Origin of the sequence: Mycobacterium sp. 852014-52144_SCH5372336 (assembly GCF_001665615.1) — a bacterium.
Classification (GTDB): domain Bacteria; phylum Actinomycetota; class Actinomycetes; order Mycobacteriales; family Mycobacteriaceae; genus Mycobacterium; species Mycobacterium neumannii_A.
This window is the reverse complement of record NZ_LZSW01000033.1, coordinates 122,986-145,098: the sequence shown is the minus strand read 5'-3', so window position 1 is coordinate 145,098 and position 22,113 is coordinate 122,986. Positions and strand designations below refer to the sequence as shown.

The window sequence follows — 22,113 nt, the reverse complement described above, 5'->3', positions numbered from 1 at the left end:
GGTGAGTTCCGAATCGAACGCCGAGTCCGCCAAGGCCGACGCCACCATACTGACCGGTGTCTCCGAGACCGCGCTGATGACGCTGAACGTGCGGGCCACGGAGGCCCGTCGACCGGACCGACTGATCGACGACCCGATGGCGATCCAGCTCGCCGACTCCATCGACTTCGACTTCTCCAAATTCGGGCTGTCGCGCCGCCAGGACATGGCGGTGCGGGCCCTGGCGTTCGACCGCGAGACGCGGCGCTACCTCGGCGACCATCCTCGCGCCACGGTGGTGGCGCTCGCCGAGGGGCTCCAGACCAGCTTCTACCGCATCGATGCCGCTGATGTGGGACACGAATTTCAGTGGCTCACCGTGGATCTCCCACCGGTCATCGAACTGCGCCGACGTCTGCTGCCCGCATCGGATCGGGTGCGCATGCTGGCCCAGTCGGCGCTCGACTACAGCTGGATGGACCAGGTCGACACCGAACACGGCGTGTTCATCACCGCCGAAGGTCTGCTGATGTATCTGCAGCCGGAGGAGGCACTCGGCCTGATCGGCGAGTGCGCGGCCCGCTTCCCCGGCGGACGAATGCTGTTCGAGCTGCCACCGGCGTGGTTCGCCCGGTTGATCAGCCGCGGCCTGTTGCGGCCCTCGTTCAGCTACCGCGTCCCGCCCATGCCGTTCCACATGACGCCCTCGCAGGTCGCCAACCTCGTCAACGAGATCCCCGGGATCCGCGCGGTGCACGACATCGCGCTGCCGCCTGGACGCGGCAAGGTGCTCAACGCGCTGATGTGGGGGGCTCAGCGGCTGCCGTGGTTCGATTCCGTGCGACCGGTCTTCACCCTGCTCGAATTCGGCTAGCTCGCCGAAATCAACCGAACGCCGCTTCCACATACCGCAGCGCGTCGTCCCTGCCGACGCCGAGCGTCTTGGCCGCCGACACGAACGTGTTCGCCGCGGTGGCCATCGCTCCGTCGACGGGATCCGCATGTGCGACGAATGTGCCGAAGCGGCCGCGGGTTTCGAGGATTCCCGCCGCCTCCAACTCGCGGTAAGCCCGCGCCACGGTGTTCACCGCGAGCCCGAGCTGGCCCGCCAGCTCGCGCACCGTCGGCAACCGCGTTCCCGGCGGCAGCCTGCCGTCGCGCACCCCGTCGATGATCTGCGTTCTGAGCTGGTCGAACAAGGCCCCCGACGAGCGCTGGTCGATGCGTACCCAATCCCCCAACCCGGCCACGTGCTCAGTATCGCCCACAGCGGCTAGTTTGGTCATGTGCAAGTGACGGTCCTCAGCGGTGCGGGCATCTCTGCCGAAAGCGGGGTGCCGACGTTCCGCGATGTCGAAACCGGACTGTGGGCGAAGGTCGACCCATATGAAATCTCCAGCTCGGACGGGTGGCGGGCACACCCGGAGAAGGTGTGGGCGTGGTATCTGTGGCGCCACCGCATGATGAGCGCGGTGCAGCCCAACGATGGCCACCGGGCCGTCGCCGCCTGGCAGGACTACGCCGACGTGCACGTCGCCACCCAGAACGTCGACGACCTGCACGAGCGAGCGGGCAGCAAGAACGTTTACCACGTGCACGGAAGCCTGTTCGAGTTCCGCTGCGATCGCTGCCAGGAGACGTATTCCGGTGAGCTACCCGACATGCCCGAACCCGTGGAGACCGTCGACCCGCCGCGGTGTGTGTGCGGCGGGCTCATCAGGCCCAACGTGGTCTGGTTCGGCGAGGCGCTGCCCGAGGACGCATGGCAGCGATCGGTTGAGGCGGTCAGCGGCGCCGACCTGGTGATCGTCGTCGGCACCTCGTCGATCGTCTATCCCGCGGCGGGCCTACCCGAGATCGCACTGGCCAACGGCACCCCGGTCATCGAGGTCAACCCGGAACGCACACCGCTGTCCGGTTCCGCGACGGCGTCACTGCGCGAAACGGCGGCCAGTGCACTGCCGAACCTGCTGCAGCGACTGCCGGCCCTCCTCAACTAGCCTCACCGCTCCGAAGCGCACACACATCACGCAGGCTTGACCGCCCGCCCGATCGCGAACTCGGCGACGGGCAGCGGCACCCACCTCGGCATTGTCCATTCCCGCCGAGCACCCTCGACCTCGAAACCCGCGCCCACGATGCTCTGCTCGGTGTGGCGGTGGGTGTGGCAGTTTCCGAACAGCCGCGGCCACACCGTCGCGTCGGCGATTCGCTGCAGCCGCCCGCGGCCGCCGTCACTGGCGATGTGCTCGAGATAGCGCAGCTCACCACCCGGCCGCAGCAACGAAAGCAGCTGGCGCAGAACCGTATCCGAGTCGTCGATCGAACACAGCACCAGCGAGCAGACGACCGCGTCGAACGGCTCGCTGCCCGCGGCGGCGAAGTGCTCCACCGTGTCGGCACTGACGGTGACGGGTACGCGGGCCCCCACCGCGGCCCGCTGAGCCTGCTCGGCGAGACGGCGTTCGGGCTCAACGGCCACCACCTCGCTGACCGTGTCGGGGTAGAACTCGAAGTTCGTTCCGGTGCCCGCACCGACCTCCAGCACCCGTCCCGACAAGCCGGCGAGGTTCTCGCGCCTGAGCTGCCGGATGGCGTCGGTCTCGTGGGTGGACATCACCGTCCACAACCGAGCGAAGAACGGGTTATCGACCGTGTCCGACATAGAGCATTCCCTTCAACTGAGCGACGGTTTCCGGTGGTGGCGCATCGGGGTCTACCGCGCCCCGGGCGATATGGCCAAGACATACGGCCTTCAGGACCCGGTCGGCGAAGTCCTCGACATCCCCCCATGGAAGGTACGGCTTGGAGATCAGCATTGCCGCGACCCCGTGCGCGACGGTCATCAATTCCAGCGCCGTCGCGGTCGCATCCCCAGGTGGATAGGTCCCCTCCGTCATCAGTCCCTCGACCGCGCTGCGCAGATGCACGAATGCCGAGCTGTTCAGCGCGATATCCACATCGCTGCCCGGCCGGCTGTCTCCCATCGTCGCAATGCGGTACAGCTCAGGGGTTTTCATCGCGAACCGGACATACGCCAACCCTTGGGCACGCAGCACCTCGATGGTCGACGGCTGTCCTGCCGCCACACTTTGCATCTCCTCGTCGAGCTTCTCGAAGTACCGTGCGCACACCGCATCGAGCAGGGCGTCCTTGTCGGCGAAGTGCAGGTAGATCGACGGCGGGGTCACCCCGACCCGCTGCGCCACCGACCTGATCGACACCTCTTTCGCGTTGCCTGACTCGAGCAGCAGATCGGTGGTGGCGTCGAGGATTTCGTCGCGCAGCTGCTCGCCGGACCCCCGCGGAGCGCGTCGGCGTTTCATCGCGTACCCGCCGGTTCGACCGAACTCTCACCCGGGGCGGGCGACGGTTCGACGGACTCCTTGAAGCCGATCCGTTCGTGCAGCCTCGCCAGCGGCTTGGGCGCCCACCAGTTCCACCGGCCGAGCAGATGCATGAACGCCGGCACCAGTCCCATCCGCACCAGCGTTGCGTCGGCCAGCACCGCCAGCGTCAGCCCCACGCCGAACATCCGCATGAACGACACCTCCGCGGCGATCAACGCGGCGAACGAGATCGACATCAGCAGCGCCGCCGCGGTCACCACGCGGCCGGTCCTGGCCAGGCCGAGCGCCACGCTCTCGTCGTTGCGGGCACGCGCGGACATCGCCGGGTCCTTGCCCAACTGCAGCCAGAACTCGCGGATACGCGAGACCAGAAAGACCTCGTAGTCCATCGACAGCCCGAACGCGATGCAGAACAACAACACCGGCATGTTGGCCACCAAGGTTCCCGTCGGCGTGGTGCCCAGCGCGCCGAGATGGCCTTCCTGGAAGATCCACACCAGCGCACCGAATGCGGCCGTCAGCGATAAGACGTTGAGTATCAACGCCTTCACCGGCAGCACCACGCTCCCGGTGAGCAGGAAGAGCAGCACGAACGTGATGGCCCCGATCACCCCGAGCACCAGCGGCAGCCGCGACGTGATCGCCGAGGCACTGTCCCGGTTCAGTTGTGCGGTGCCGGTCAGCAGCACCGGAACATCGGCGGGAGTGGTCACGGCCTCCAGCCGGTCCAGCTGCGCTTCGGAGGCATCGCTGTACAGCGGCGCTTCACTGGCGACCGTGAGAAAAGCGCTGCCGTCCTTGACGCCCGTCGCGGCCGACGGCGGCCCGACCGAACTACCGTCGACGAACGTGCCGCCCGGAGCCGACACCGACGACACGTCGGCAACCCGCGAAAGATCGGCGGCGTAACGGTCCACCATCGCGGGCGTGATTCCCTTGGTGTCCGGTATGACGACGGTGATGTTGCGGGCCGAGTCGACGGCGAAGTCGTTGCGCAGCTCGTCGCCGACCTGGCGCGCCGACGCGGACTGAGGCAGCACCCGCTCGTCCGGGAACCCCCAGCGGGCGTTGAGGAACGGCGCGCCGAGGACCAGCAGCAGCGTGACGATCGCGAGCCCGATCGGAAGCGCCCGGCGCATCACGACTTTCGTGCAGCGGTACCAGAACGACTGCTCGATCGGTTTGCGCTCCGGCTCCGGCCTGCCGAACAGCCGTCGACCGAACCGCCGCACATCCAGCGAATCCAACCGGTCGCCGAGCAGGACGATCGCCGCGGGCGCGACCACCACCGCAGCGACGGCCGCGAACGTCACCACCGCAATTCCCGCGTACGCGAACGACTTCAGGAAGTACATCGGGAACAACACCATCGCGACCATGGACAGCGCGACCGTCATCGCCGAGAACAACACGGTGCGCCCGGCGGTCACCATCGTGCGCACCAACGCCGAGTCGGGTTCCACGCCATCGGCGAGCTCGTCGCGATACCGGCTGATGATCAACAGCGTGTAGTCGATTGCGAGCGCCAAACCGAGTGCGACCGTGAGGTTCAAGGCGAAGATCGACACATCGGTGAGGTAGGTGACGCCGCGCAGCACCGCCATCGAACCGAGGATCGCGAGACCACCGATGGCCAACGGCAGCGCGGCGGCGAGCAGGCCGCCGAACACCCAGACCAGCGCCACGAAGCACAGCGGGATCGCGATCGCCTCCATCTTCAGGAGGTCTCTTTCGCTCTGCCCGTTGATCTGCACGTAGATCATGGCCTCGCCGCCGGCGCGCACGGTGACGCCGTCGCGGTCGTGCACGAGACGCTCGGAGAGTTCCTTGGCATGTTTCTGCGCGGCGCTCTCACCGCCTGTGATACCGGCGACGATCAACCCGGTCTTCCCGTCCTCGCTGATCAGCGAAGGCGCGGCGGTCGGCGGTGCGCTCCACAGCGAGGTCACCCCGACGACGGACGGTGCGGCCCGCAGTTCGGCGGCGAGTTCCTCCCCGACAGCGCGGGCGGTCGGGCTCTGCGCGCCCTCGTCGGAATGCACGCTGAGGATCAGCTCCATGTCGCCCTGACCGAACTTGTCGACCAAGAGCTGGGTGGCCTTCGCCGACTCCGACGTAGGGTCCTGGAAACCGCCCGCGGAGAGGTGTTTGGCGACAGGGATGCCGAAGATCCCGCACGCGACCATCACCAGGACCGCAATCGCGATGATGCGCCGGGGCGCCGCTATGGCCAGATGTGCGATTCGCTGCAGCACTCGGCGTCCTCTCGGCTCTGGACTAACGTCGGTAACTTAACAACGGTAAGTCACCAGCGCAACGCCCCTCTCGGACACACGAATCACGGACCCGCCGCGTTCACTGCGATTCTTCGCGATGAGTTGTGACGTTCCTGGTAGTCGTAATCGACATGACAACGACAGACGCGGCGACCACCGCCACCACCACGCGCGACACCGCGATGGACATCGGCCTGCTCATCCTGAGAATCGGTGTCGGCGCGGCCATCCTTCAGGCCGGCCTCATCAAGGCCTTCGACTTCGGCACCACGGTCGGTTTCATGGAGTCCGCCGGGTGGCGGTTGCCGGGGTTGGCCGCGTTCATGGTCACCGCGGCCGAGACGCTCGGCGGCCTGGGACTCATCTTCGGTGTGCTGACGCCGTTGGCTGCGTGCGCGGTGATCGCGGCGATGGTCGATGCCTGGGCCGTCAACGTGTCGCAGTCGGCTTTCTGGTCCGAACCGTTCAACGTGCCGTTCCTGATCGGGGTCGGCGCCGCTGCACTGTTGTTCCTCGGGGCGGGCGCGTACTCGGTCGACGCCAAGGTGTGGGGCCGCGTGTCGTGGGGTCGGCGCGTAGCCGTGGGTCTGCTGGTCGTGGCATTCGCAGCCGCGATCCTGACCTGGGTGGCGCTGCTGGGCACCAACCCCATCCACTTCACGGCCGGGGCCTAGCGGGCCAGCAAATCGCTACTGGTGAGTAGTCCGCGACCCTACTTGGCGGTAAGAATTGCCACAGTATTCCGAATCGTGACTCAAAGATTCCTTAAGGGTGACCCCTACTGTCGAGTACATGTGGATCGACGACACCAGTGCCGATGTCATCAAGGTCGACTTCGAGGCGCTCTACCACGGCGACGTCCTGGTAGAAGGCGATACCTCGGAGCAGCTCGACGACGAGCACACCCTGCGCACCGCCGTCTGACCGAACGCGCGCCGAGGGGTCGCGCATTCGCTCCGACGGTTCGGCCTCGAGGGCCAGAGCCGGTTCTGTGATGCTTCCTTGTTGAACCCGCCCCGCTAAATTCGATCCCCGTTCTTAAGCCACGTTCTCTTCTTCGTCGTCGGCGATCATGTCGCTGAGCCGGCCGCTGATGATCTCCTCGGCCTCGTCGACGATGCGCGCGACCAGATCCCCACAGGTCGGGATGTCGTTGATCAGCCCCATCGCGGTGCCCACGCTCCAGATGCCTGCGTCCAGATCGCCGACCTCGTAGACCTTCACCCCGCGCGAACCGGCGACCAGGTCCTTGACGTCCTCGAACTGACCGCCGCGGTTGAGGATCGACACGACCTCACGCGACACCGCGTTGCTGGCCACGCGGGCGGTGTTGCGCAGCGGCCGGAAGATCAGCTCCGTGTCGAGCTCGGTGCCCGCGACGATCGCTTCCTTGACGTTCTGGTGGATCGCCGATTCGACGGTGCACATGAACCGCGATCCCATGTTGATGCCGTCGGCGCCCAGTGCGAGCGCGGCCACCAGGCCACGGGCATCGGCGAATCCGCCGGAGGCGATCATCGGGATGTCGATCTTGGCCGACGCCGCCGGGATCAGCACCAGCCCCGGGATGTCGTCCTCGCCGGGATGGCCCGCACACTCGAATCCGTCGATGCTGATGCCGTCGACGCCGAGGCTCTGCGCCTTGACCGCATGCCGCACCGAGGTGCACTTGTGCAGCACCTTGATCCCGTTCTCGTGAAACATCGGCAGATGCGGCGCCGGGTTCGAACCCGCGGTCTCGACAATCTTGATGCCGGAGTCGACGATCACCTGCCGGTACTCGTCATACGGCGGCGGGTTGATCGTCGGCAGGATCGTCAGGTTGACCCCGAACGGCTTGTCGGTCAGCTCGCGGCACTTGGCGATCTCCTTGGCCAGATCGGCAGGCGTCGGCTGGGTCAGCGCAGTGATGAAACCGAGCGCACCCGCATTCGCGACGGCCGCAACGAGTTCCGCGCGGCCGACCCACTGCATCCCACCCTGCACGATGGGATGCTTGATTCCGAACGTCTCGGTGAACTTCGTCCTGATCGTCATCAGCGCGGAGCCATCCGGATCGCGCCGTCCAAGCGGATCACTTCACCATTGAGCATCGGGTTCTCGACGATGTGCACGGCCAGCGCGCCGTACTCGTCGGGATCGCCGAGGCGCGCCGGATGCGGCACCTGCTTGCCGAGGGACTGCTGCGCCTCCTCCGGCAACGAACCCAGCAGCGGGGTCTTGAACAGACCCGGTGCGATCGTGACGACGCGAATGAACTCGCGCGACAGGTCACGCGCGATCGGCAGCGTCATCCCGACCACGCCGCCCTTGGACGCGGAGTAGGCGGCCTGACCGATCTGGCCCTCGAACGCCGCGACGGACGCGGTGTTGATGATGACGCCGCGCTCACCGTTGATGGGCTCGGTCTTGGCGATCCGCTCCGCCGCCAACCGCAGCACGTTGAACGTGCCGATCAGGTTGACCTCGATGACCTTCTTGAAGCCGTCGAGCGGGAACGGCCCGTCCTTGCTCAGCGTCTTGATCGCGTTGCCGATGCCCGCGCAGTTGACGTTGATGCGCAGCGGGCCCATCTTCTCGGCCGCGTCCAGCGCCGCGCTGACGGCGTCGGGATCGGTCACGTTGGTCTCGACGAACTGGGCACGATCACCGAGTTCCTTGACCGCCTCTTCGCCCTTGAGGTCGATGACGACCACCGATGCGCCCCTGTCGAGCAGGCGCTTGGTGGTGGCCAGGCCGAGGCCCGATGCGCCACCGGTGACGACGGCTACGGCGTCCTTGATCTCCACTTTGAGGGTGTTCCTTTCTCTATGCCCAGTCTCGTAAGACGGCTTCAGTGTCGGCTCCGGGTTGGCCGGGCGGCGTGGGTGCCGACGGCGCGCTGCGGGAGAACCGCGGCGCGGGCATCGGTTGCAGGTGCTCACCGTCGCGATAGAAGGTGTTGCGCTCGGTGATATGCGGTTCGGACTCGACCTCGCTGAACGACAGCACGGGCGTCACGCAGGCGTCGCTGCCTGCGAAGACCTCGGCCCAGTGATCACGGTCCTTGCTGGCGATGACCTCGGTCAGCTTCGCGCGCAGCTCCGGCCAGCGGCCCGCGTCGTTCTGGTCGGGAAGGTCCGCGTCCTCCAGGCCCAGTCCCTTGAGGAACGCGGCGTAGAACTGCGGTTCGATGCACCCGACCGCGATGTAGCGGCCGTCGGCGCAGGTGTAGGTGTCGTAGTAGGGCGCACCGCCGTCGAGGATGTTGACTCCGCGCTGATCGGTCCACAGCCCGTCCTGCAGGAAGCCCCAGATCATCTGCGACAGCACGCTCGACCCGTCGATCATCGCGGCGTCGACCACCTGACCCTTGCCCGAGTTCTGCCGTTCGAACAGCGCGGACAGGATGCCGACGAGCAGGAACATCGAGCCGCCACCGAAGTCGCCGGTGAGGTTCAGCGGCGGCACCGGCCGTTCGCCCGCGCGCCCGATCGAGTGCAGCACACCGTTGAGCGAGATGTAGTTGATGTCGTGGCCGGCCTGTAGGCGGCGCGGGCCGGTCTGACCCCAGCCGGTCATGCGCCCGTAGATCAGCCGTTCGTTGACCTTCGCGCAGTCCTCCGGGCCGAGACCGAGCCGTTCGGTGACACCGGGGCGCAGGCCCTCGATCAGCACGTCGGCCTTCGCGACGAGCCGCAAAACCAGTTCGCGACCCTCGTCGCTCTTGAGGTCGGCGGCCACCGAGCGACGGTTGCGCAGCGTGGCCTCGCGCTTGCTGGTGGGCACTCCCCCGAGCTTGCCCGGCCGTTCGATCCGGACGACGTCAGCGCCCAGGTCACCAAGGATCATCGCCGCGTGCGGGCCGGGTCCGATGCTCGCGAGTTCGATCACCCGCAGCCCGTGCAGAGGTCCCGCCATGCTTACCGCCCTTCGTTGGACAATCGCTTCCGGATCGCCGACATAGCTTACTTGTATAACCAAGTCGGCCGGTTCTAGGGTGCAGTGCATGACAACCCTCGATTCGGGCGCACCCACATACACCGGTTTCGACGCTCTGAGGGTCGACCTCGCCGACGGTGTGCTTTCGGTGACGCTGAATCGGCCCGACAGCCTCAACTCGCTGAACCGGGCGATGCTGGCCGGTATCGCCGAAACCCTCCAGACGGCGGCCACCGATCAGCGGGTCAAGGTGGTGCGGCTCGGCGGTGCGGGCCGTGGCTTCTGCTCGGGCGCCGGCATCGGCGACGACGACCAGGCGCAGAAGGAGGTCGACGGCCCGGCCTCGGTGCTGGACGCCGCCAACGACGCGGTCCGCGCGATCGTCAACCTGCCCCAACCTGTGGTCGCGGCGGTGCACGGTGCGGCCGCAGGCGTCGGCGTCTCGCTGGCACTGGCCTCCGACGTCGTATTGGCTTCGGACAACGCGTATTTCATGCTGGCGTTCACCAAGATCGGACTTATGCCCGACGGCGGGGCCTCGGCTCTGGTGGCCGCGGCGGTGGGACGCACCCGTGCCGCGCGGATGGCGCTGCTTGCCGAAAAGGTCTCGGCGCGTGAGGCATTCGAGTGGGGTCTGGCAGCCGCCGTCTATCCGGCCGACGAGTTCGACGCCCAGGTCGACAAGGTGCTCACCTCGTTGAAGTCCGGACCGGCGGTGGCGCTGCGCAAGACCAAGCACGCGATCAACGCGGCAACGCTCACCGAGTTCGAGCCCGCGCTCGGACGGGAGCGCGAAGGTCAGTTGACCCTGCTGACCTCGCCGGACTTCATCGAGGGCATCACGGCGTTCCAGCAGCGCCGCAAGGCCAACTTCTCCGACTTCTAACCTTCCCCTACTGCCGCGACCGACCGTGTCTGCACCGCGACACGCGGCGTTCGTGCGTACAAAAGCGGTCGCTCGCACGAAGAAAATCGGTGGACTCGGCGCCTACGCGTCGGCAACCATCGACAGGTGAGTACGCAATTCGAGATCCAACAGCCGGTGCGCAACACCGGTGGTTGGCGCGTACTCGCACCGTTCCGCAATCGCGAGTACCGCCTGCTGATCGCCGCGGTGACCTTGTCGATCTTCGCCGACGGCATGTTCGCAGTGGTACTGGCCATGCAGGTCATCGAACTGAACAACGACCCTGTATCGCTGTCGATCGTGACGACCTGTTTCGGCGGCGCGCTCGTCGCGTTCGTGTTGGTCGGCGGGATCGCCGCGGACCGATTCCCTCAACGCGCGATCATCATCGCGGTCGAGACAGTCAACGTACTCGCCTCGACCGCCGTCGCGGTGCTGGGAATGCTTGGCGCACTGCAGATCTGGCACCTGGCGGTGGGTGCGGCGGCCCTCGGCACGGCAGCGGCCTTCTTCTTCCCCGCCTACAGTGCGATCCTTCCGCGCATCCTGCCGCCCGAGCAGCTGCTCGCGGCCAACGGCGTCGAAGGTGTGGTGCGCCCGGTGTTCCAGCGCGCGATCGGCCCGGCCGCCGCCGGCGTGATCGTCGGCGCGACGATCCCCGCACTGGGCGCGGTGGCGGTGGCCGCCCTGTTCGCCGTCGGCCTGGTGTTGCTCATCGCGACCCGGCCGGCACTGAAACCACCTGCGCCACAGGAGCACACACATGTGCTGCGCGATCTTCGCGACGGCTTCGTGTTCGTGCTCGGCACACCGTGGCTGTTGTGGACGCTGTTGTTCGCGAGCATCTTCGTGCTGGTCGTTTTGGGACCGATCGAAGTGCTGCTGCCGTTCATCGCCAAGGACCGCTTCGCCGACGGCGCGCGGATGTACGGATTCATCCTGGCGTTCTTCGGGCTCGGCAGCGCGCTCGGGGCACTCACCGTGTCGTCGAGCCGTATGCCGCGCCGGTATCTGTCGGTGATGATGGCGATGTGGGGTCTCGGCGCCATCCCGCTGATCGTGTTCGGCTTCACCTCGTCGTTCACGGTGATGGCGGTCGCGACCTTCGTCATCGGGTTCACCGACGGCACCGGAATGGTCATCTGGGGCACCCTGCTGCAGCGACGAGTGCCGACGGCGATGCTGGGCCGCGTGTCGAGCCTGGACTTCTTCGTATCGCTGGCATTCATGCCGGTGTCGTTCGCGATCGTCGGACCGCTGTCGAAAGTCGTTTCGACACAGACGATTTTCCTCGTCGCGGGTACCGTTCCCGTGCTGGTCGCCGCGGTCGCGGTGTGGGCGGCCGGGATGCGTCGCGACGAGCTGGCCCACCCGCTGCGCTGATTCAGACGCCGAAGATCGGCGGCAGCGCGAGCACCATGACTAGACCCCAGAAGAAGTGGGTCAGCATCGGTGCGAGTATACCGCCGGTCATCCGGCGCTCGAACGCGCAGATCGTGCCCAGGATGATCGCGGCGAAGCCGAGCATCGGGTTGCCGGTGGTGGCCGCGGTGGCGATGACGTAGAAGATCGTCGAGATCAGTATCGGCTTCATCGTGCCCAACGCCGTGTAGAGCGCGCCGCGGAAGAACATCTCCTCGGCCAGCCCGTTGATCACGGTGATGAACGTCACCAGGACCAAGGGTCCGTAGTTGGCGTATTCCAGTACGCGAGTGATGTATTCGCTTATACCGGGGATCTCGCGCGCAATCAGGCCGCCGATGACGAACACCGCTCCCAGCGCCAAACCCACTGCGGTGCCGGTGATCACGGGTCGTTGATTGCGGCTGCGGAAGCGGATGCATCCCATGTGCAGCGGGCCGGACAGGAACGCGCCCAGCGCCCACACCCCGGCCAGGGCCAACGTCAGCCAGTAGAACGACGAGTCACCCGGCGGGCGGGTCAGCGAGTAACCGAGCAGGGCGGCGCCGATGACGAGCACGACCGCGACGACGATGCGCCTGCGCCGTATGACGCTGGGTGGTTCGTGATGCGGAACGGGGCACGCGCTGACGATCTCGCGGATCTCCCGAAGCAGGCCGGGGCGCGTCTGCGTCTCCTCCGTCACGTCAGATCGACCTTAGGCACGAAATGCAGCAGCGTGTCCACCCCCGTGCGCACCGCCCCGGCGACGGGTCCGGGCACCCCGCCGATGAGCCCGAGCGCGGGCCGGACGACCGACGGTGTGACCGCACCGGCCACCTGTTGCAGACGAAGTGTGTCCCCACCCGCCCAGCCGGGGTCGGTGTCGGCGAGGTGGTGTGGGTCGGTGAGCTCGTCGACGGGTCGACGCCGACGGCTCGCCAGCGCCCGCGTGATCGCCTCCTCGACGCCGATCAGCCCGGCAGGCGGGTCCGGCACGAACTCGCGCAGCCGGGTGTCAGAAGCCATCATCGGATGATCCAACGACTGCACCAGGTCGGCGGCAAGTCCGCCCGGCACCGGCAGCACCACCCCCGTCACCCACGAGACGAGACCGGTGTCGACGCCGTTGACCGGCAGCTCGGCGCGCCACTTTCCGGCGATTCGCGCATACGTGCGCAGCAGGTCGGCATACGACGTGGTTTCCGGGCCGGTGATGTCGTACGCGCCGGCGGGCACACGCTCGCTGTCGGCGGCGGCGACGAGGTAGTGCAGCACATCGCAGATCGAGATCGGGTCGATCGGGTTCACCGACCACGACGGCATCGGGATGACCAGGAACCGATCACCCACGTAGCGCAGCATCTCGAACGACGTCGACCCCGCGCCGATGATGATGGCCGCACCGAGCCACACCACGTCCGGTCCGCCGTCGACGTGCAACGCCTCGGCGACTTCGGCGCGGCTCGCGAGGTGTTCGGACAGCTCGTCACCGTCGGGCACGAACCCGCCGAGGTACACGATGCGACGAACACCGGCGTCCTTGGCCGCCCTCGCCACGTTGGCCGCCGCGCGGTTGTCGGCCTCGCGGAAATCGGGCTGCCCGATGCCGTGGACGAGGTAGTAGACGACGTCGATCGGGCCGGCGTCGGCGAACGCCGACCGCGCCGAGGCTTCGTCGTGGGCGTCCAACGCGACGGCGTCGACGCGGTCCTGCCACCCGAACTCGGCCAGCCGGTCGGGATTTCGGCTGGCCGCGACCACCTCGTGGCCCTCGGCGAGCAGTTCGTTGACGAGCCGGGAGCCGACGTAACCGGTCGCGCCGGTCACCAGAGTGCGAACACGTTTCACGGTAGGGCCTGTACCCGGATCGGAGCCGGGAGAATCCCGGGAGAATCTAGGCCTTCGCGTCTCGGTGCAGATCGATCAAGTGCTGGTACACCTGCGCGTTGTATCGGTTGTGATTGACCTCTGCGTCACTGAGGTCCCTTCGCACCTTGCCCGGGACCCCGGCGACCAGAGTCCGCGGCGGCACCACGAAACCCTGCGGCACGACCGCACCCGCGGCAATCAAGGCGCCCTGTCCCACCGTCGCGCCGTTGAGGATGACTGCCCCCATGCCGATGAGCGCCCCGTCCTCGATGACACAGCCGTGCAGTACGGCGTTGTGGCCCACGCTGACCTCTTCGCCGATGCAGACCGGGAACTCCGGGTCGACGTGGACCGTCACCCCGTCCTGGATGTTGGTCCCGAAGCCGACCTCGATGGGCTCAGCCTCGGCCCGCAACGTGGCGCCGTACCAGACGCTGGCCCGCGCCGCGAGCGTCACGTCACCAATCAGGCTCGCGTTGGGCGCCGCCCACGCCTCGGCATGCAGCGACGGCGTGCGACCACGGATGGGAACGATCAGCGGCTCAGGCATGCGGCTCATCGTATGCATCGGCCTTTCACCGCCGTTCGGGGCACTATGTGGGCAGATTGACAAAGCCCAGGTCAGATGGGCCACAGCAGGTGTTTGGCGAGGTGGCGACTTTGGCAGGCACGCAGCACTGCCTCTAACATGCCTTTCGACCTGTCTAGCTGAGGAGCCGTAAGTGAAGACTCGCACCAGCAAAGCCCTTGGTGCCACTGCCGGGATCGCCGCGATCGCCTTTTCGGTGCCGCTGGCCGTGACCGCATACGCCGATCCGCCCGCGCCCGCACCCGAGCAACCGGCCGAGCCGACCACGACTGCGGTGGTCGAGATCCCGAATCCCGAGGGGAAGGGCTGTGACGCCTTCAAGGAGGCGGTGCCCGACTGGAAGGCGCTGAACAACCTGCCCGTGGGCCAGGCGCTGCAAGCCATCCCGGAGGCCAGCACCTTCTACTCCGCGATCTCGGGTGGGTTCAATCCCGCCGTGAACGTGGTGCCCGTGCTGGAGAACGGCCCGTACGTGGTCTTCGTGCCGACGAACGAGGCGTTCGCCGCGCTTCCGCCCGCGCAGTTGGACGCGTTGAAGGCCGACCCCGCCGCGCTGACGGACTTCGACTACTACCACGTGTTCCTCGGGTTGCTCGGACCCAAGGACGTCAAGGGTCAGCGGCCCACCCAGCAGGGTGCCGAGATCAAGGTGACCGGTGAGAACGCCGACGTGACGATCAACGAAACCGCCAAGGTGGTCTGCGGTGGCATTCAGGCGGCGAACGCCCGGATCTACTTGATCGACGCGGTGCTCGATCCGGCCAACGCGCCGGCGGCCGTGACGCCGTCCGCGACGTCGACCAGCGAGACGACGACCACCACGACGACGACCGAGACCACCGAGCCGGCCCCGCCGGTGGAGCCGATGCCAGCAGGCGACGCTCCGATCGGCTGATCTCGCCCGCACGCGCGAAAGCCCCCGAAACTCCGTTGTTTCGGGGGCTTTGGCGTTGGGGGCGGCGCTAGAGCCGGCTAGACGCCACGCCGGCGAGCCGGACTAGACGCCACGCCGGCGGGCCGGCTAGACACCCAAGTCGCGGCCGATGATCTCCTTCATGATCTCGGTGGTGCCACCGAAGATCGTCTGGATCCGCCCGTCGACGTAAGCGCGCGCGACGCGGTACTCCATCATGTAGCCGTATCCGCCGTGCAGCTGTACGCACTGGTCGACGACCTTCTTTGCCACCTCGGTGGCCCACCACTTGGCCTTGGCCGCCTCGACCGCGGTCAGCTCACCGTCGACCACACCCTGTAGGCAGCGGTCGATGTAGTTTTCGGTGACCTCCAGCTCGGTCTCCATCTCGGCGAGTAGGAAGCGATTGTGCTGGAAGCTGCCGATCGGCTGGCCGAATGCCTTGCGGTCCTTGGCGTATTGCAGCGTCTCGTCGAAGACCCCGCGGGCTCCGGCGATGGCCGAGATCGCGATGCCCAACCGCTCTGAGGGCAGGTTGGTCATCAGGTGGTAGAAGCCGCGACCCTCCTTGCCAAGCAGGTTGGCGTTGGGCACCCGCACGTTCTCGAAGTGCAGCTCGGAGGTGTCCTGGCTGTGCAGGCCCATCTTGTCGAGCTTGCGGCCCCTGGTGAAGCCCTCCATGTCGCGCTCCACCACGAACAACGAGAAGCCCTTGTGGCCGGCCTCGGGATCGGTGCGCGCGACGACCACACACAGGTCGCAATTGATGCCCGACGAGATGAATGTCTTGGAGCCGTTGATGATCCAATCGTCACCGTCGCGCACCGCCGAGGTGCGGATGCCGGCCAGATCGCTACCGGCGCCCGGCTCGGTCATCGCGATCGCGATAATCAGCTCACCGCTGGTGATGCCCGGCAACCAGCGCTTCTTCTGCTCGTCGTTGGCCAGCTCCTTGAAATACGGGCCCACGACGTCGTTGTGCAGGCTCAGCGCCGGTCCATGCACGCCGGACCTGGCGGTCTCCTCATCGATGATCGCGTTGAACCGGAAGTCATCTGAGCCGCCGCCGCCGTATTCCTCGGGCATGTTGAACCCGATGAGGCCGTACTTGCCTGCCGCGGTGTACGCCGACCGGTCGACGATGCGCTCGGTCTCCCACTTCTCCTGGTTGGGTACGAGCTCGCGCTCGATGTACTCCCTGACGGTCTCGCGGAACGCCTCGTGTTCGGCGTCGTAAATCGTTCTCTTCATATGCTTTCTCTTCCTCGCGCAAGCGCTCGTCAGCGTGCTTACTTGGCCTTCCAAACAGGCTGGCGCTTCTCGGCGAATGCCAGCGGTCCTTCTTTGGCGTCCTCTGAGCGGAGCACCGTCGAGATCTCACGCATGGTCCTCGACCATCCGCCCTCGTCACCGGTGATGACGCCGTCGTCGACACCCATCGCGACCCGCTTGCTCGCCCAAACCGCAAGCGGCGCATTGCTGGTGATGCGTTCGGCGAGCTCGAATGCGGCCTCGACCGCGGTGCCGTCGGAGACCACCCGGTTGATCAGACCCCACTTCAGGGCATCGGCCGACGACATCGGCTCACCCGTGAACAGCAGCTCCATCGCGACCTTGCGCGGCAGGTGGTCGACGATGCGGAACACCCCGCCCGCGGCGGCGATGAGGCCCCGCTTGACTTCGGGCAGACCGAATTTGGCGCGCTCTTCGGCGATCACCAGATCGCTCGCGAGCGCGAGTTCGGTGCCTCCGCCCAGCGCGGTGCCGTTGACCGCGGCGATGGTCGGCTTGTCGATGTAGTGCCGCACGTAACCGGCGAAGCCCCACTCGGCGTGTTCCGGGTGGAACAGGTTCTCCCGCCGTGAGATGGCCTTGAGATCGGCTCCGGCACAGAAGGATTCCCCGGCCCCGGTGATCACCACCGCGCGCACCTCGGGGTCGTCCTGCGCCTGCTGCAGCGCATCGCCGACCGCTGTGCTGACCGCGCTGTTGATGGCGTTGCGCGCCTCGGGCCGATTGATCGTGATGAGCATGACGTTCCCGCGGCGCTCGGTCAGCGCCGCGGGTGCCGTCACAGCTTCCGTCACAGCAGCTCGAGGATGGTGGCGTTGGCCTGCCCGCCACCCTCGCACATGGTCTGCAGACCGTACTGAATACCGTTGTCCCGCATGTGGTAGAGCATCGTGGTCATGATGCGCGCACCGGAGCCGCCCAGCGGGTGGCCGAGCGCGATCGCACCACCGTTGGGGTTGAGCTTCTTCTCGTCGGCGCCGATGTCCTTCAACCACGCCATCGGCACGGGCGCGAACGCCTCGTTGACCTCGAACACACCGATGTCCGACAGCTGCAGGCCCGACTTCTTCAGCGCCTTCTGAGTGGCGGGGATCGGCGCGGTCAGCATGATGACCGGATCGGATCCGGCCAGCACCGCGGTGTGCACCTTGGCGATCGGCTTGAGGCCCAACGACTTCGCTTTCTCCGCACTCATGAACAGCAGCGCCGCCGAACCGTCTGAGATCTGGCTGGAGTTACCGGCGTGGATGACGCCGTCCTCCTTGAACGCCGGCTTCAACTGAGCCATCTTCTCGATCGGTGTGCCGCGGCGGATGCCCTCGTCCTTGAGTACGACGCTCTCATTGCCGTCCTCGTCCTTGGCCTTGATGCCGACGATCTGGTCGTCGAACGCACCGGAATCCTGGGCAGCGGCAGCCTTCTCGTGCGAGTCCAGGGAGAACTGGTCGAGCGTGGTGCGGTCGAAGCCCCACTGCTCGGCGATCATCTCGGCGCCGATGCCCTGGTTCGGGGTCTGGCTGTAGCGGTTGCGGAACGCCTCGGGGTAGGGATGACCGCCGTTGGCCAGCGACGAGCCCATCGGAACACGCGACATCACCTCGACGCCACCGGCGACGACGACGTCGTAGTGACCGGCGACCACGCCCGCGGCGGCGAAGTGCACCGACTGCTGGCTCGAACCGCACTGGCGGTCGACGGTCACACCGGGCACGGTCTCGGGCCAGCCGGCCGCCAGCACGGCAGTGCGGGCGATGTCGAGCGCCTGCTCGCCTGCCTGCATGACACAGCCCCAGATCACGTCGTCGACCAGGGCGGGATCCACGCCGGCGCGCTCGACGAGGCCGTTGAGCACCTGGGCCGACAGGTCACCGGGGTGGACCCCCGACAGCCCGCCGTTGCGCTTGCCGACGGGCGACCGTACTGCCTCGACGATGACGGCTTCAGCCATGACGCTTCTCCTTCGAAGTTCGATGATTGACCCACACACGCAGGGGTCCACCCCCGAACGTAAACGAACAAGGTTTACTAGGTCAACCTACTGGTTGGTGGGCATGGTGGGGGCAGATGGCCGACGGGGCGATTCTGCGAGTGCGCGGACGTCGCGAAGGTTCGGCCTGCCTGGCCATTCGGGATAAGGTTCACATCCGTCCCGGCCGCGACCGTGACGGCGCCGCCGCAAGTCGCATTGCTCGAAGTATCCACTACACATGGTTTACTGAGTTGTACAGCTGGCCGCTCGGTCAGCCGCAACGTGGGAGTGGGAGTGGCTCGAAGTACACCGCTGGCGCCGATGATCGGCCCGGACGGCGTCGGCGCCGGAACGACGGTGCGGTCACCGAAGACCGCCGAACTCGTCGCCGGAACGCTGCGCCGCATGGTGGTCGACGGCCAACTCAAGGACGGCGACTTCCTCCCCAACGAAGCGGAGCTGATGGCCCACTTCGGGGTGAGCCGGCCGACCTTGCGGGAGGCCGTCCGGGTCCTGGAGTCCGAACGCCTCGTCGAGGTGCGGCGCGGGTCGCGCACCGGCGCCCGCGTTCGCGTGCCCGGCCCCGAGATCGTCGCCCGCCCCGCCGGCTTGCTGCTCGAGTTGTCCGGCGCGACGATCGCCGACCTGATGACGGCGCGCGCCGGAATCGAACCGATGGCGGTGCGGCTTCTGGCCGAGTCCGGTTCGGCCGAGGCGTTCGACGAGCTCGACGGCCTGCTCGAAGAGCACGTGCCCTCCGGCTGGCAGAACGACACCCTGGCCGAGACGACGGGCGACTTCCACAGGCGCGTCGTCGAGTTGTCGGGCAACGCGACCCTGTCCATCATCGCCGGCATGCTGCACGAGATCACGGTGCGCCACAACGCATTCCTGTTCAAGGAACGTCGGCCGGTCTCCCGTGCCGACTTCGACAAGTTGATGCGTTCGTACCGGAAGTTGATGCAGCTGTTGAGGTCCGGCGACGGCGCGGCCGCTGAAGCGCATTGGCGCAAGCACCTCGACACCGCGCGGGAACTGCTCTTGCAGGGACTCGAGGATGTCCAGGTCCGCGACGTCATGGGCTAGGGAGCGTCGGCGCTGTCCTTCTGCCACGTGACGTGGACCGGCACCGTGTCGTCCCACGGCTGGCGTGTCACCATATCGGCGACGCGGATGTAGCCCCGCTCGAATTCCCCTGTCGCGGCGTCGACCAACCGATACTGCTGGGTCTGCCGATGGATCGGCTGCCCGTCGATCAGCACGACGATGATTTCTCCCGGCTCGAAATTGCAGCGCTTCTGCAGGGCCTCGATGAGTTGTTCGTTGTGCATATGGCCGTCGCCGAAGTTCCAGCCGATCGCGGTGCTGCAGATACGCTCACCGTCGGTCAGCACATAGTCGTCCTCGTTGTGTCCGGCCATCGCCCGGTGGGCGAGGGTGAACATAGCGCGACCGTGAGAGTTGAACGCGCGGAAGGCGTATCCCATGTAGAGATACATCTGAGCGGTCTCGGGGCTGCCGTAGTACCGCTCCATCTGCGCCTGCGGCATGCTCGCGATCGATACGACGTTCTCCTCGATCTTCGCCGAGGCTGACGGTTTCACACACCACAGCCCGGTGTCCCAGTTGCCCGCGTAGTAGCGCATACCCGGCAGGAAGGACACCTTGCGCGGGAACAGGTTTCCCAGAATCACGGTGCTCGCGACGACGGCGAACAAGACGATCGGCCATGGACTCTGTAGGTCGCCGAGGCCGATGCCCGGATGTCCCACGAAGAGCGCCAGGACCGCGAACATCATGAAGACGTTCCACTCCAGCGGCACGCCCATCGGAATCGAGGACAGGATGCCGAAGTGGAAGACCAACATCACGAACGCGGCGATGTAGGTCGGCCAGCCTCCATGGGAGAAGAACAGCACCAGCGGGACGAGGCCTTCGATCGCCGTGCTGAAATGTGCCAGCCACCGTGATGCGCGCCCGGGTCGCAGGTCGTCCGGAAAGCGTTCGAAGAACTTGCGTTTGATCCACTTGGGCCGGAACACCGGGTTGTTACTCATCATCGTGGAGATGACGAACGGGAAGTGTTTGTTGAGCTTCGACGTCGCTGCGCCGAGCCAGATCGTCAGGCAGACCAGTTTGGCGGCGATGATGATGTCGGGCCCGGCGAACAGGAAGCAGACCGCGAGCGAGGCGTACACCTCGCCGCGGGCAGCCAGGAAGATCACCTTGTCGCGCAGGCCCAGCACGGCCAGAACGCCGAGGATGGCAGCGATCTGCCACACCGGCAACACGCCGACCGTCGTCCCCAGTTCGGGTATCGGTCCGGTCCCGTCGGAGAAAAGCGCCACGACGAGCAGCACCAGCAGGGCGGCGTAGAGCAACGCGTCGAACGGTGTGCGGGTGTCGCCTTTGGTCAACGGGATCCGGGTCGGCCACGGAGGCAGCCGAATCGTGTTCGGCCGCAACCAGTACAGAATCGATCCCATCGGCGGGAAGAACCGGTTGTTGAGTGGTCCGAAGCCGCAGCCGAGGCCGACGACCTCGAACAGCATCGTGTACAGCACGACCTTCTCGAACACGATCGGCTCGTTGTACCAGGAGGCAACGTTGGTGAACCCATCGATCCCCGTGGTGCTGATCGCGATCAGCCATGCGCCGAGGATGTAGAGCAGGATCTTGACGACGTAGAACAGGTGCAGGACCACCGGCGTCCCGAATCCCACCTCGGCCCAGTGCCGGGCCATGGGCACGATCTTCTCGGCGCGGCTGCCCTTACTCCACTCCTCGTAATCGACGACAGGCGCGTCCTGTTTCAAGAACCCCATGGGAACACAGACTAGAACGTGTTCTAGCTATGTAGGTGCGGTATGCGCCGGGCTGTCGTCAGGCGTCGGTCTTGGCGGGCGGCCGGTAGAAGATCGCCAGCTGACCGATGCCGCCGAGCAGGCCGAGACCCAGCGAGATGACCAGACCCCACCAGCCGTGCAGCAGGTCATAGAAGCTCGTCGAGCTGAACAGCAGGTGGTCGAGGCTGAGCTTGCCCGCGCCGATCGTCGCGATGCCGACGGCGGCAGCGGCGAGCACGAGGTTGTACTCCCAACCTTCCTTGACGATGAAGAAGCCGTTGGCCCGGTGCACGGTCCACGCGGCAACGAGCATGAGCGCCACGAAGCCCGCGGCCGGTATCGGGGTGAGCAGGCCGAGCGCGAGACCGATGCCGGCCGCCATCTCGGTCGTCGCGGCGACTCGGGCGTGGAACTTGCCCGGCTTCATCCCCATGCTGTCGAACCACCCGGCAGTGCCGCTGAGGCCTCCCGGTCCGAAGAACTTGTTGTAGCCGTGGGCGGCCATGGTCAGGCCCAGAACCACGCGCAGGATCAGCACTCCGACGTCGTAGGCAGTCATGCAACAAAATCTAGGCCATGTGTTAAGCCGCTGCCCAGCCCCCTCGCATGATCGAGTGGTCATTACCCCCACGCCGTGCGTGCGTGCCCAGCCCTCCGCGTTCCAGCCGACCTTGTTGGCCCCCGTCGCGTGAACCAGGTATCCCCAACTCTCGGCATCCGCCCGCACGCGGGTTATCCCCAAGTCGGGGTTCATCCCCAGATGCGCGTAGCCGCTGGTTGCGCGACGTCTGGATCGA

At 66.6% G+C, this 22,113-nt stretch carries 23 protein-coding genes; 8 read left to right on the top strand and 15 right to left on the bottom strand.

All coding sequences use genetic code 11. From position 1 onward, the window contains the following. Positions 1 to 76 precede the first annotated feature (76 nt). Complete coding sequence (locus A5759_RS06975) at positions 77 to 853, top strand: class I SAM-dependent methyltransferase (RefSeq protein WP_082961790.1); 777 nt, start codon at positions 77 to 79, stop codon at positions 851 to 853. Positions 854 to 863: 10 nt separating this feature from the next. On the opposite strand, the gene A5759_RS06970 is transcribed toward A5759_RS06975, so the two are convergent. After that, positions 864 to 1,229, bottom strand: a complete 366-nt coding sequence (locus tag A5759_RS06970; protein WP_066847485.1) for a GntR family transcriptional regulator — start codon at positions 1,227 to 1,229, stop codon at positions 864 to 866. Positions 1,230 to 1,265: 36 nt separating this feature from the next. Here A5759_RS06970 and A5759_RS06965 point away from each other — a divergent pair, with 36 nt between their 5' ends. Beyond that, positions 1,266 to 1,979 carry an NAD-dependent deacylase gene (locus A5759_RS06965; RefSeq protein ID WP_068195503.1) on the top strand — a complete coding sequence of 238 codons (714 nt, stop codon included), beginning with the start codon at positions 1,266 to 1,268 and terminating at the stop codon, positions 1,977 to 1,979. A 26-nt stretch (positions 1,980 to 2,005) separates the two neighbouring features. On the opposite strand, the gene A5759_RS06960 is transcribed toward A5759_RS06965, so the two are convergent. The 3 genes from A5759_RS06960 to A5759_RS06950 are packed head-to-tail and all read right to left on the bottom strand — an operon-like array spanning position 2,006 to position 5,584. Further along, a complete protein-coding gene (locus tag A5759_RS06960) occupies positions 2,006 to 2,644 on the bottom strand; it encodes a bifunctional 2-polyprenyl-6-hydroxyphenol methylase/3-demethylubiquinol 3-O-methyltransferase UbiG (protein WP_068195500.1) in 639 nt (212 codons plus the stop codon). Continuing rightward, positions 2,625 to 3,305 carry a TetR/AcrR family transcriptional regulator gene (locus tag A5759_RS06955; protein WP_068195498.1) on the bottom strand — a complete coding sequence of 227 codons (681 nt, stop codon included), beginning with the start codon at positions 3,303 to 3,305 and terminating at the stop codon, positions 2,625 to 2,627. The genes A5759_RS06960 and A5759_RS06955 overlap by 20 nt, the downstream gene beginning before the upstream one ends. Beyond that, the gene (locus A5759_RS06950; protein ID WP_068195495.1) at positions 3,302 to 5,584 is read right to left on the bottom strand and encodes an MMPL family transporter; all 2,283 of its coding nucleotides are present in this window, start codon (positions 5,582 to 5,584) and stop codon (positions 3,302 to 3,304) included. Before A5759_RS06950 ends, A5759_RS06955 begins: the two co-directional genes overlap by 4 nt. A gap of 152 nt (positions 5,585 to 5,736) precedes the next feature. On the opposite strand from A5759_RS06950, the gene A5759_RS06945 reads away from it, so the two are divergent. Together A5759_RS06945 and A5759_RS26460 are read left to right on the top strand one after the other, a co-directional pair. Next, positions 5,737 to 6,279, top strand: a complete 543-nt coding sequence (locus tag A5759_RS06945; protein ID WP_066847472.1) for a DoxX family protein — start codon at positions 5,737 to 5,739, stop codon at positions 6,277 to 6,279. Between the two features lie 118 nt (positions 6,280 to 6,397). After that, positions 6,398 to 6,529, top strand: coding sequence for a hypothetical protein (locus A5759_RS26460; protein ID WP_090346444.1), 132 nt, complete (start codon positions 6,398 to 6,400; stop codon positions 6,527 to 6,529). Between the two features lie 114 nt (positions 6,530 to 6,643). Here the strand turns inward: A5759_RS26460 and A5759_RS06940 are convergent, their stop codons facing one another. The 3 genes from A5759_RS06940 to A5759_RS06930 are packed head-to-tail and all read right to left on the bottom strand — an operon-like array spanning position 6,644 to position 9,505. Then, positions 6,644 to 7,642 carry a nitronate monooxygenase family protein gene (locus A5759_RS06940; RefSeq protein WP_068195492.1) on the bottom strand — a complete coding sequence of 333 codons (999 nt, stop codon included), beginning with the start codon at positions 7,640 to 7,642 and terminating at the stop codon, positions 6,644 to 6,646. Beyond that, positions 7,642 to 8,394: a 3-hydroxyacyl-CoA dehydrogenase gene (locus A5759_RS06935; RefSeq protein WP_064397653.1), complete on the bottom strand. Its 753-nt coding sequence runs from the start codon at positions 8,392 to 8,394 to the stop codon at positions 7,642 to 7,644. The genes A5759_RS06940 and A5759_RS06935 overlap by 1 nt, the downstream gene beginning before the upstream one ends. Positions 8,395 to 8,413: 19 nt before the next feature. Next, complete coding sequence (locus A5759_RS06930) at positions 8,414 to 9,505, bottom strand: CaiB/BaiF CoA-transferase family protein (protein WP_068195488.1); 1,092 nt, start codon at positions 9,503 to 9,505, stop codon at positions 8,414 to 8,416. A gap of 88 nt (positions 9,506 to 9,593) precedes the next feature. Between A5759_RS06930 and A5759_RS06925 the strand changes: the two genes are divergently transcribed. Together A5759_RS06925 and tet(V) are read left to right on the top strand one after the other, a co-directional pair. Continuing rightward, positions 9,594 to 10,412: an enoyl-CoA hydratase gene (locus tag A5759_RS06925; protein ID WP_068195485.1), complete on the top strand. Its 819-nt coding sequence runs from the start codon at positions 9,594 to 9,596 to the stop codon at positions 10,410 to 10,412. A gap of 156 nt (positions 10,413 to 10,568) precedes the next feature. Then, positions 10,569 to 11,816, top strand: a complete 1,248-nt coding sequence (gene tet(V), locus A5759_RS06920) for a tetracycline efflux MFS transporter Tet(V) (protein ID WP_197505980.1) — start codon at positions 10,569 to 10,571, stop codon at positions 11,814 to 11,816. 1 nt (position 11,817) lies between these two features. Here tet(V) and A5759_RS06915 read toward each other — a convergent pair whose 3' ends face one another. From A5759_RS06915 to A5759_RS06905, 3 genes are read right to left on the bottom strand one after another with little or no spacing between them, the layout of a single operon-like run. Further along, positions 11,818 to 12,510 (bottom strand): lysostaphin resistance A-like protein, encoded by a 693-nt coding sequence (locus tag A5759_RS06915; protein WP_369816173.1) that lies wholly within the window; start codon positions 12,508 to 12,510, stop codon positions 11,818 to 11,820. A gap of 26 nt (positions 12,511 to 12,536) precedes the next feature. After that, positions 12,537 to 13,685 carry an NAD(P)H-binding protein gene (locus A5759_RS06910; RefSeq protein WP_068195478.1) on the bottom strand — a complete coding sequence of 383 codons (1,149 nt, stop codon included), beginning with the start codon at positions 13,683 to 13,685 and terminating at the stop codon, positions 12,537 to 12,539. Positions 13,686 to 13,731: 46 nt separating this feature from the next. Further along, entirely contained in the window at positions 13,732 to 14,256 is a 525-nt protein-coding gene (locus A5759_RS06905) for a gamma carbonic anhydrase family protein (RefSeq protein WP_066847455.1), read from the bottom strand. Positions 14,257 to 14,428: 172 nt separating this feature from the next. Between A5759_RS06905 and A5759_RS06900 the strand changes: the two genes are divergently transcribed. Next, on the top strand, positions 14,429 to 15,190 hold the full coding sequence (locus tag A5759_RS06900; protein WP_066847453.1) for a fasciclin domain-containing protein: 762 nt from the start codon (positions 14,429 to 14,431) through the stop codon (positions 15,188 to 15,190). Between the two features lie 126 nt (positions 15,191 to 15,316). Here A5759_RS06900 and A5759_RS06895 read toward each other — a convergent pair whose 3' ends face one another. From A5759_RS06895 to A5759_RS06885, 3 genes are read right to left on the bottom strand one after another with little or no spacing between them, the layout of a single operon-like run. Further along, on the bottom strand, positions 15,317 to 16,459 hold the full coding sequence (locus tag A5759_RS06895; RefSeq protein WP_064397639.1) for an acyl-CoA dehydrogenase family protein: 1,143 nt from the start codon (positions 16,457 to 16,459) through the stop codon (positions 15,317 to 15,319). A 38-nt stretch (positions 16,460 to 16,497) separates the two neighbouring features. After that, positions 16,498 to 17,295, bottom strand: coding sequence for a crotonase/enoyl-CoA hydratase family protein (locus tag A5759_RS06890; RefSeq protein WP_068195474.1), 798 nt, complete (start codon positions 17,293 to 17,295; stop codon positions 16,498 to 16,500). Continuing rightward, positions 17,292 to 18,449 (bottom strand): thiolase family protein, encoded by a 1,158-nt coding sequence (locus A5759_RS06885; protein WP_066847446.1) that lies wholly within the window; start codon positions 18,447 to 18,449, stop codon positions 17,292 to 17,294. Before A5759_RS06885 ends, A5759_RS06890 begins: the two co-directional genes overlap by 4 nt. A 315-nt stretch (positions 18,450 to 18,764) precedes the next feature. On the opposite strand from A5759_RS06885, the gene A5759_RS06880 reads away from it, so the two are divergent. Beyond that, on the top strand, positions 18,765 to 19,556 hold the full coding sequence (locus A5759_RS06880; RefSeq protein WP_064397634.1) for a FadR/GntR family transcriptional regulator: 792 nt from the start codon (positions 18,765 to 18,767) through the stop codon (positions 19,554 to 19,556). Here A5759_RS06880 and A5759_RS06875 read toward each other — a convergent pair. Further along, on the bottom strand, positions 19,553 to 21,295 hold the full coding sequence (locus A5759_RS06875) for a DUF3556 domain-containing protein (protein ID WP_068195472.1): 1,743 nt from the start codon (positions 21,293 to 21,295) through the stop codon (positions 19,553 to 19,555). The two genes, A5759_RS06880 and A5759_RS06875, sit on opposite strands and share 4 nt — an antisense overlap. 58 nt (positions 21,296 to 21,353) lie before the next feature. Continuing rightward, positions 21,354 to 21,875 (bottom strand): DoxX family protein, encoded by a 522-nt coding sequence (locus A5759_RS06870; protein ID WP_064397629.1) that lies wholly within the window; start codon positions 21,873 to 21,875, stop codon positions 21,354 to 21,356. Positions 21,876 to 22,113: the final 238 nt, after the last annotated feature.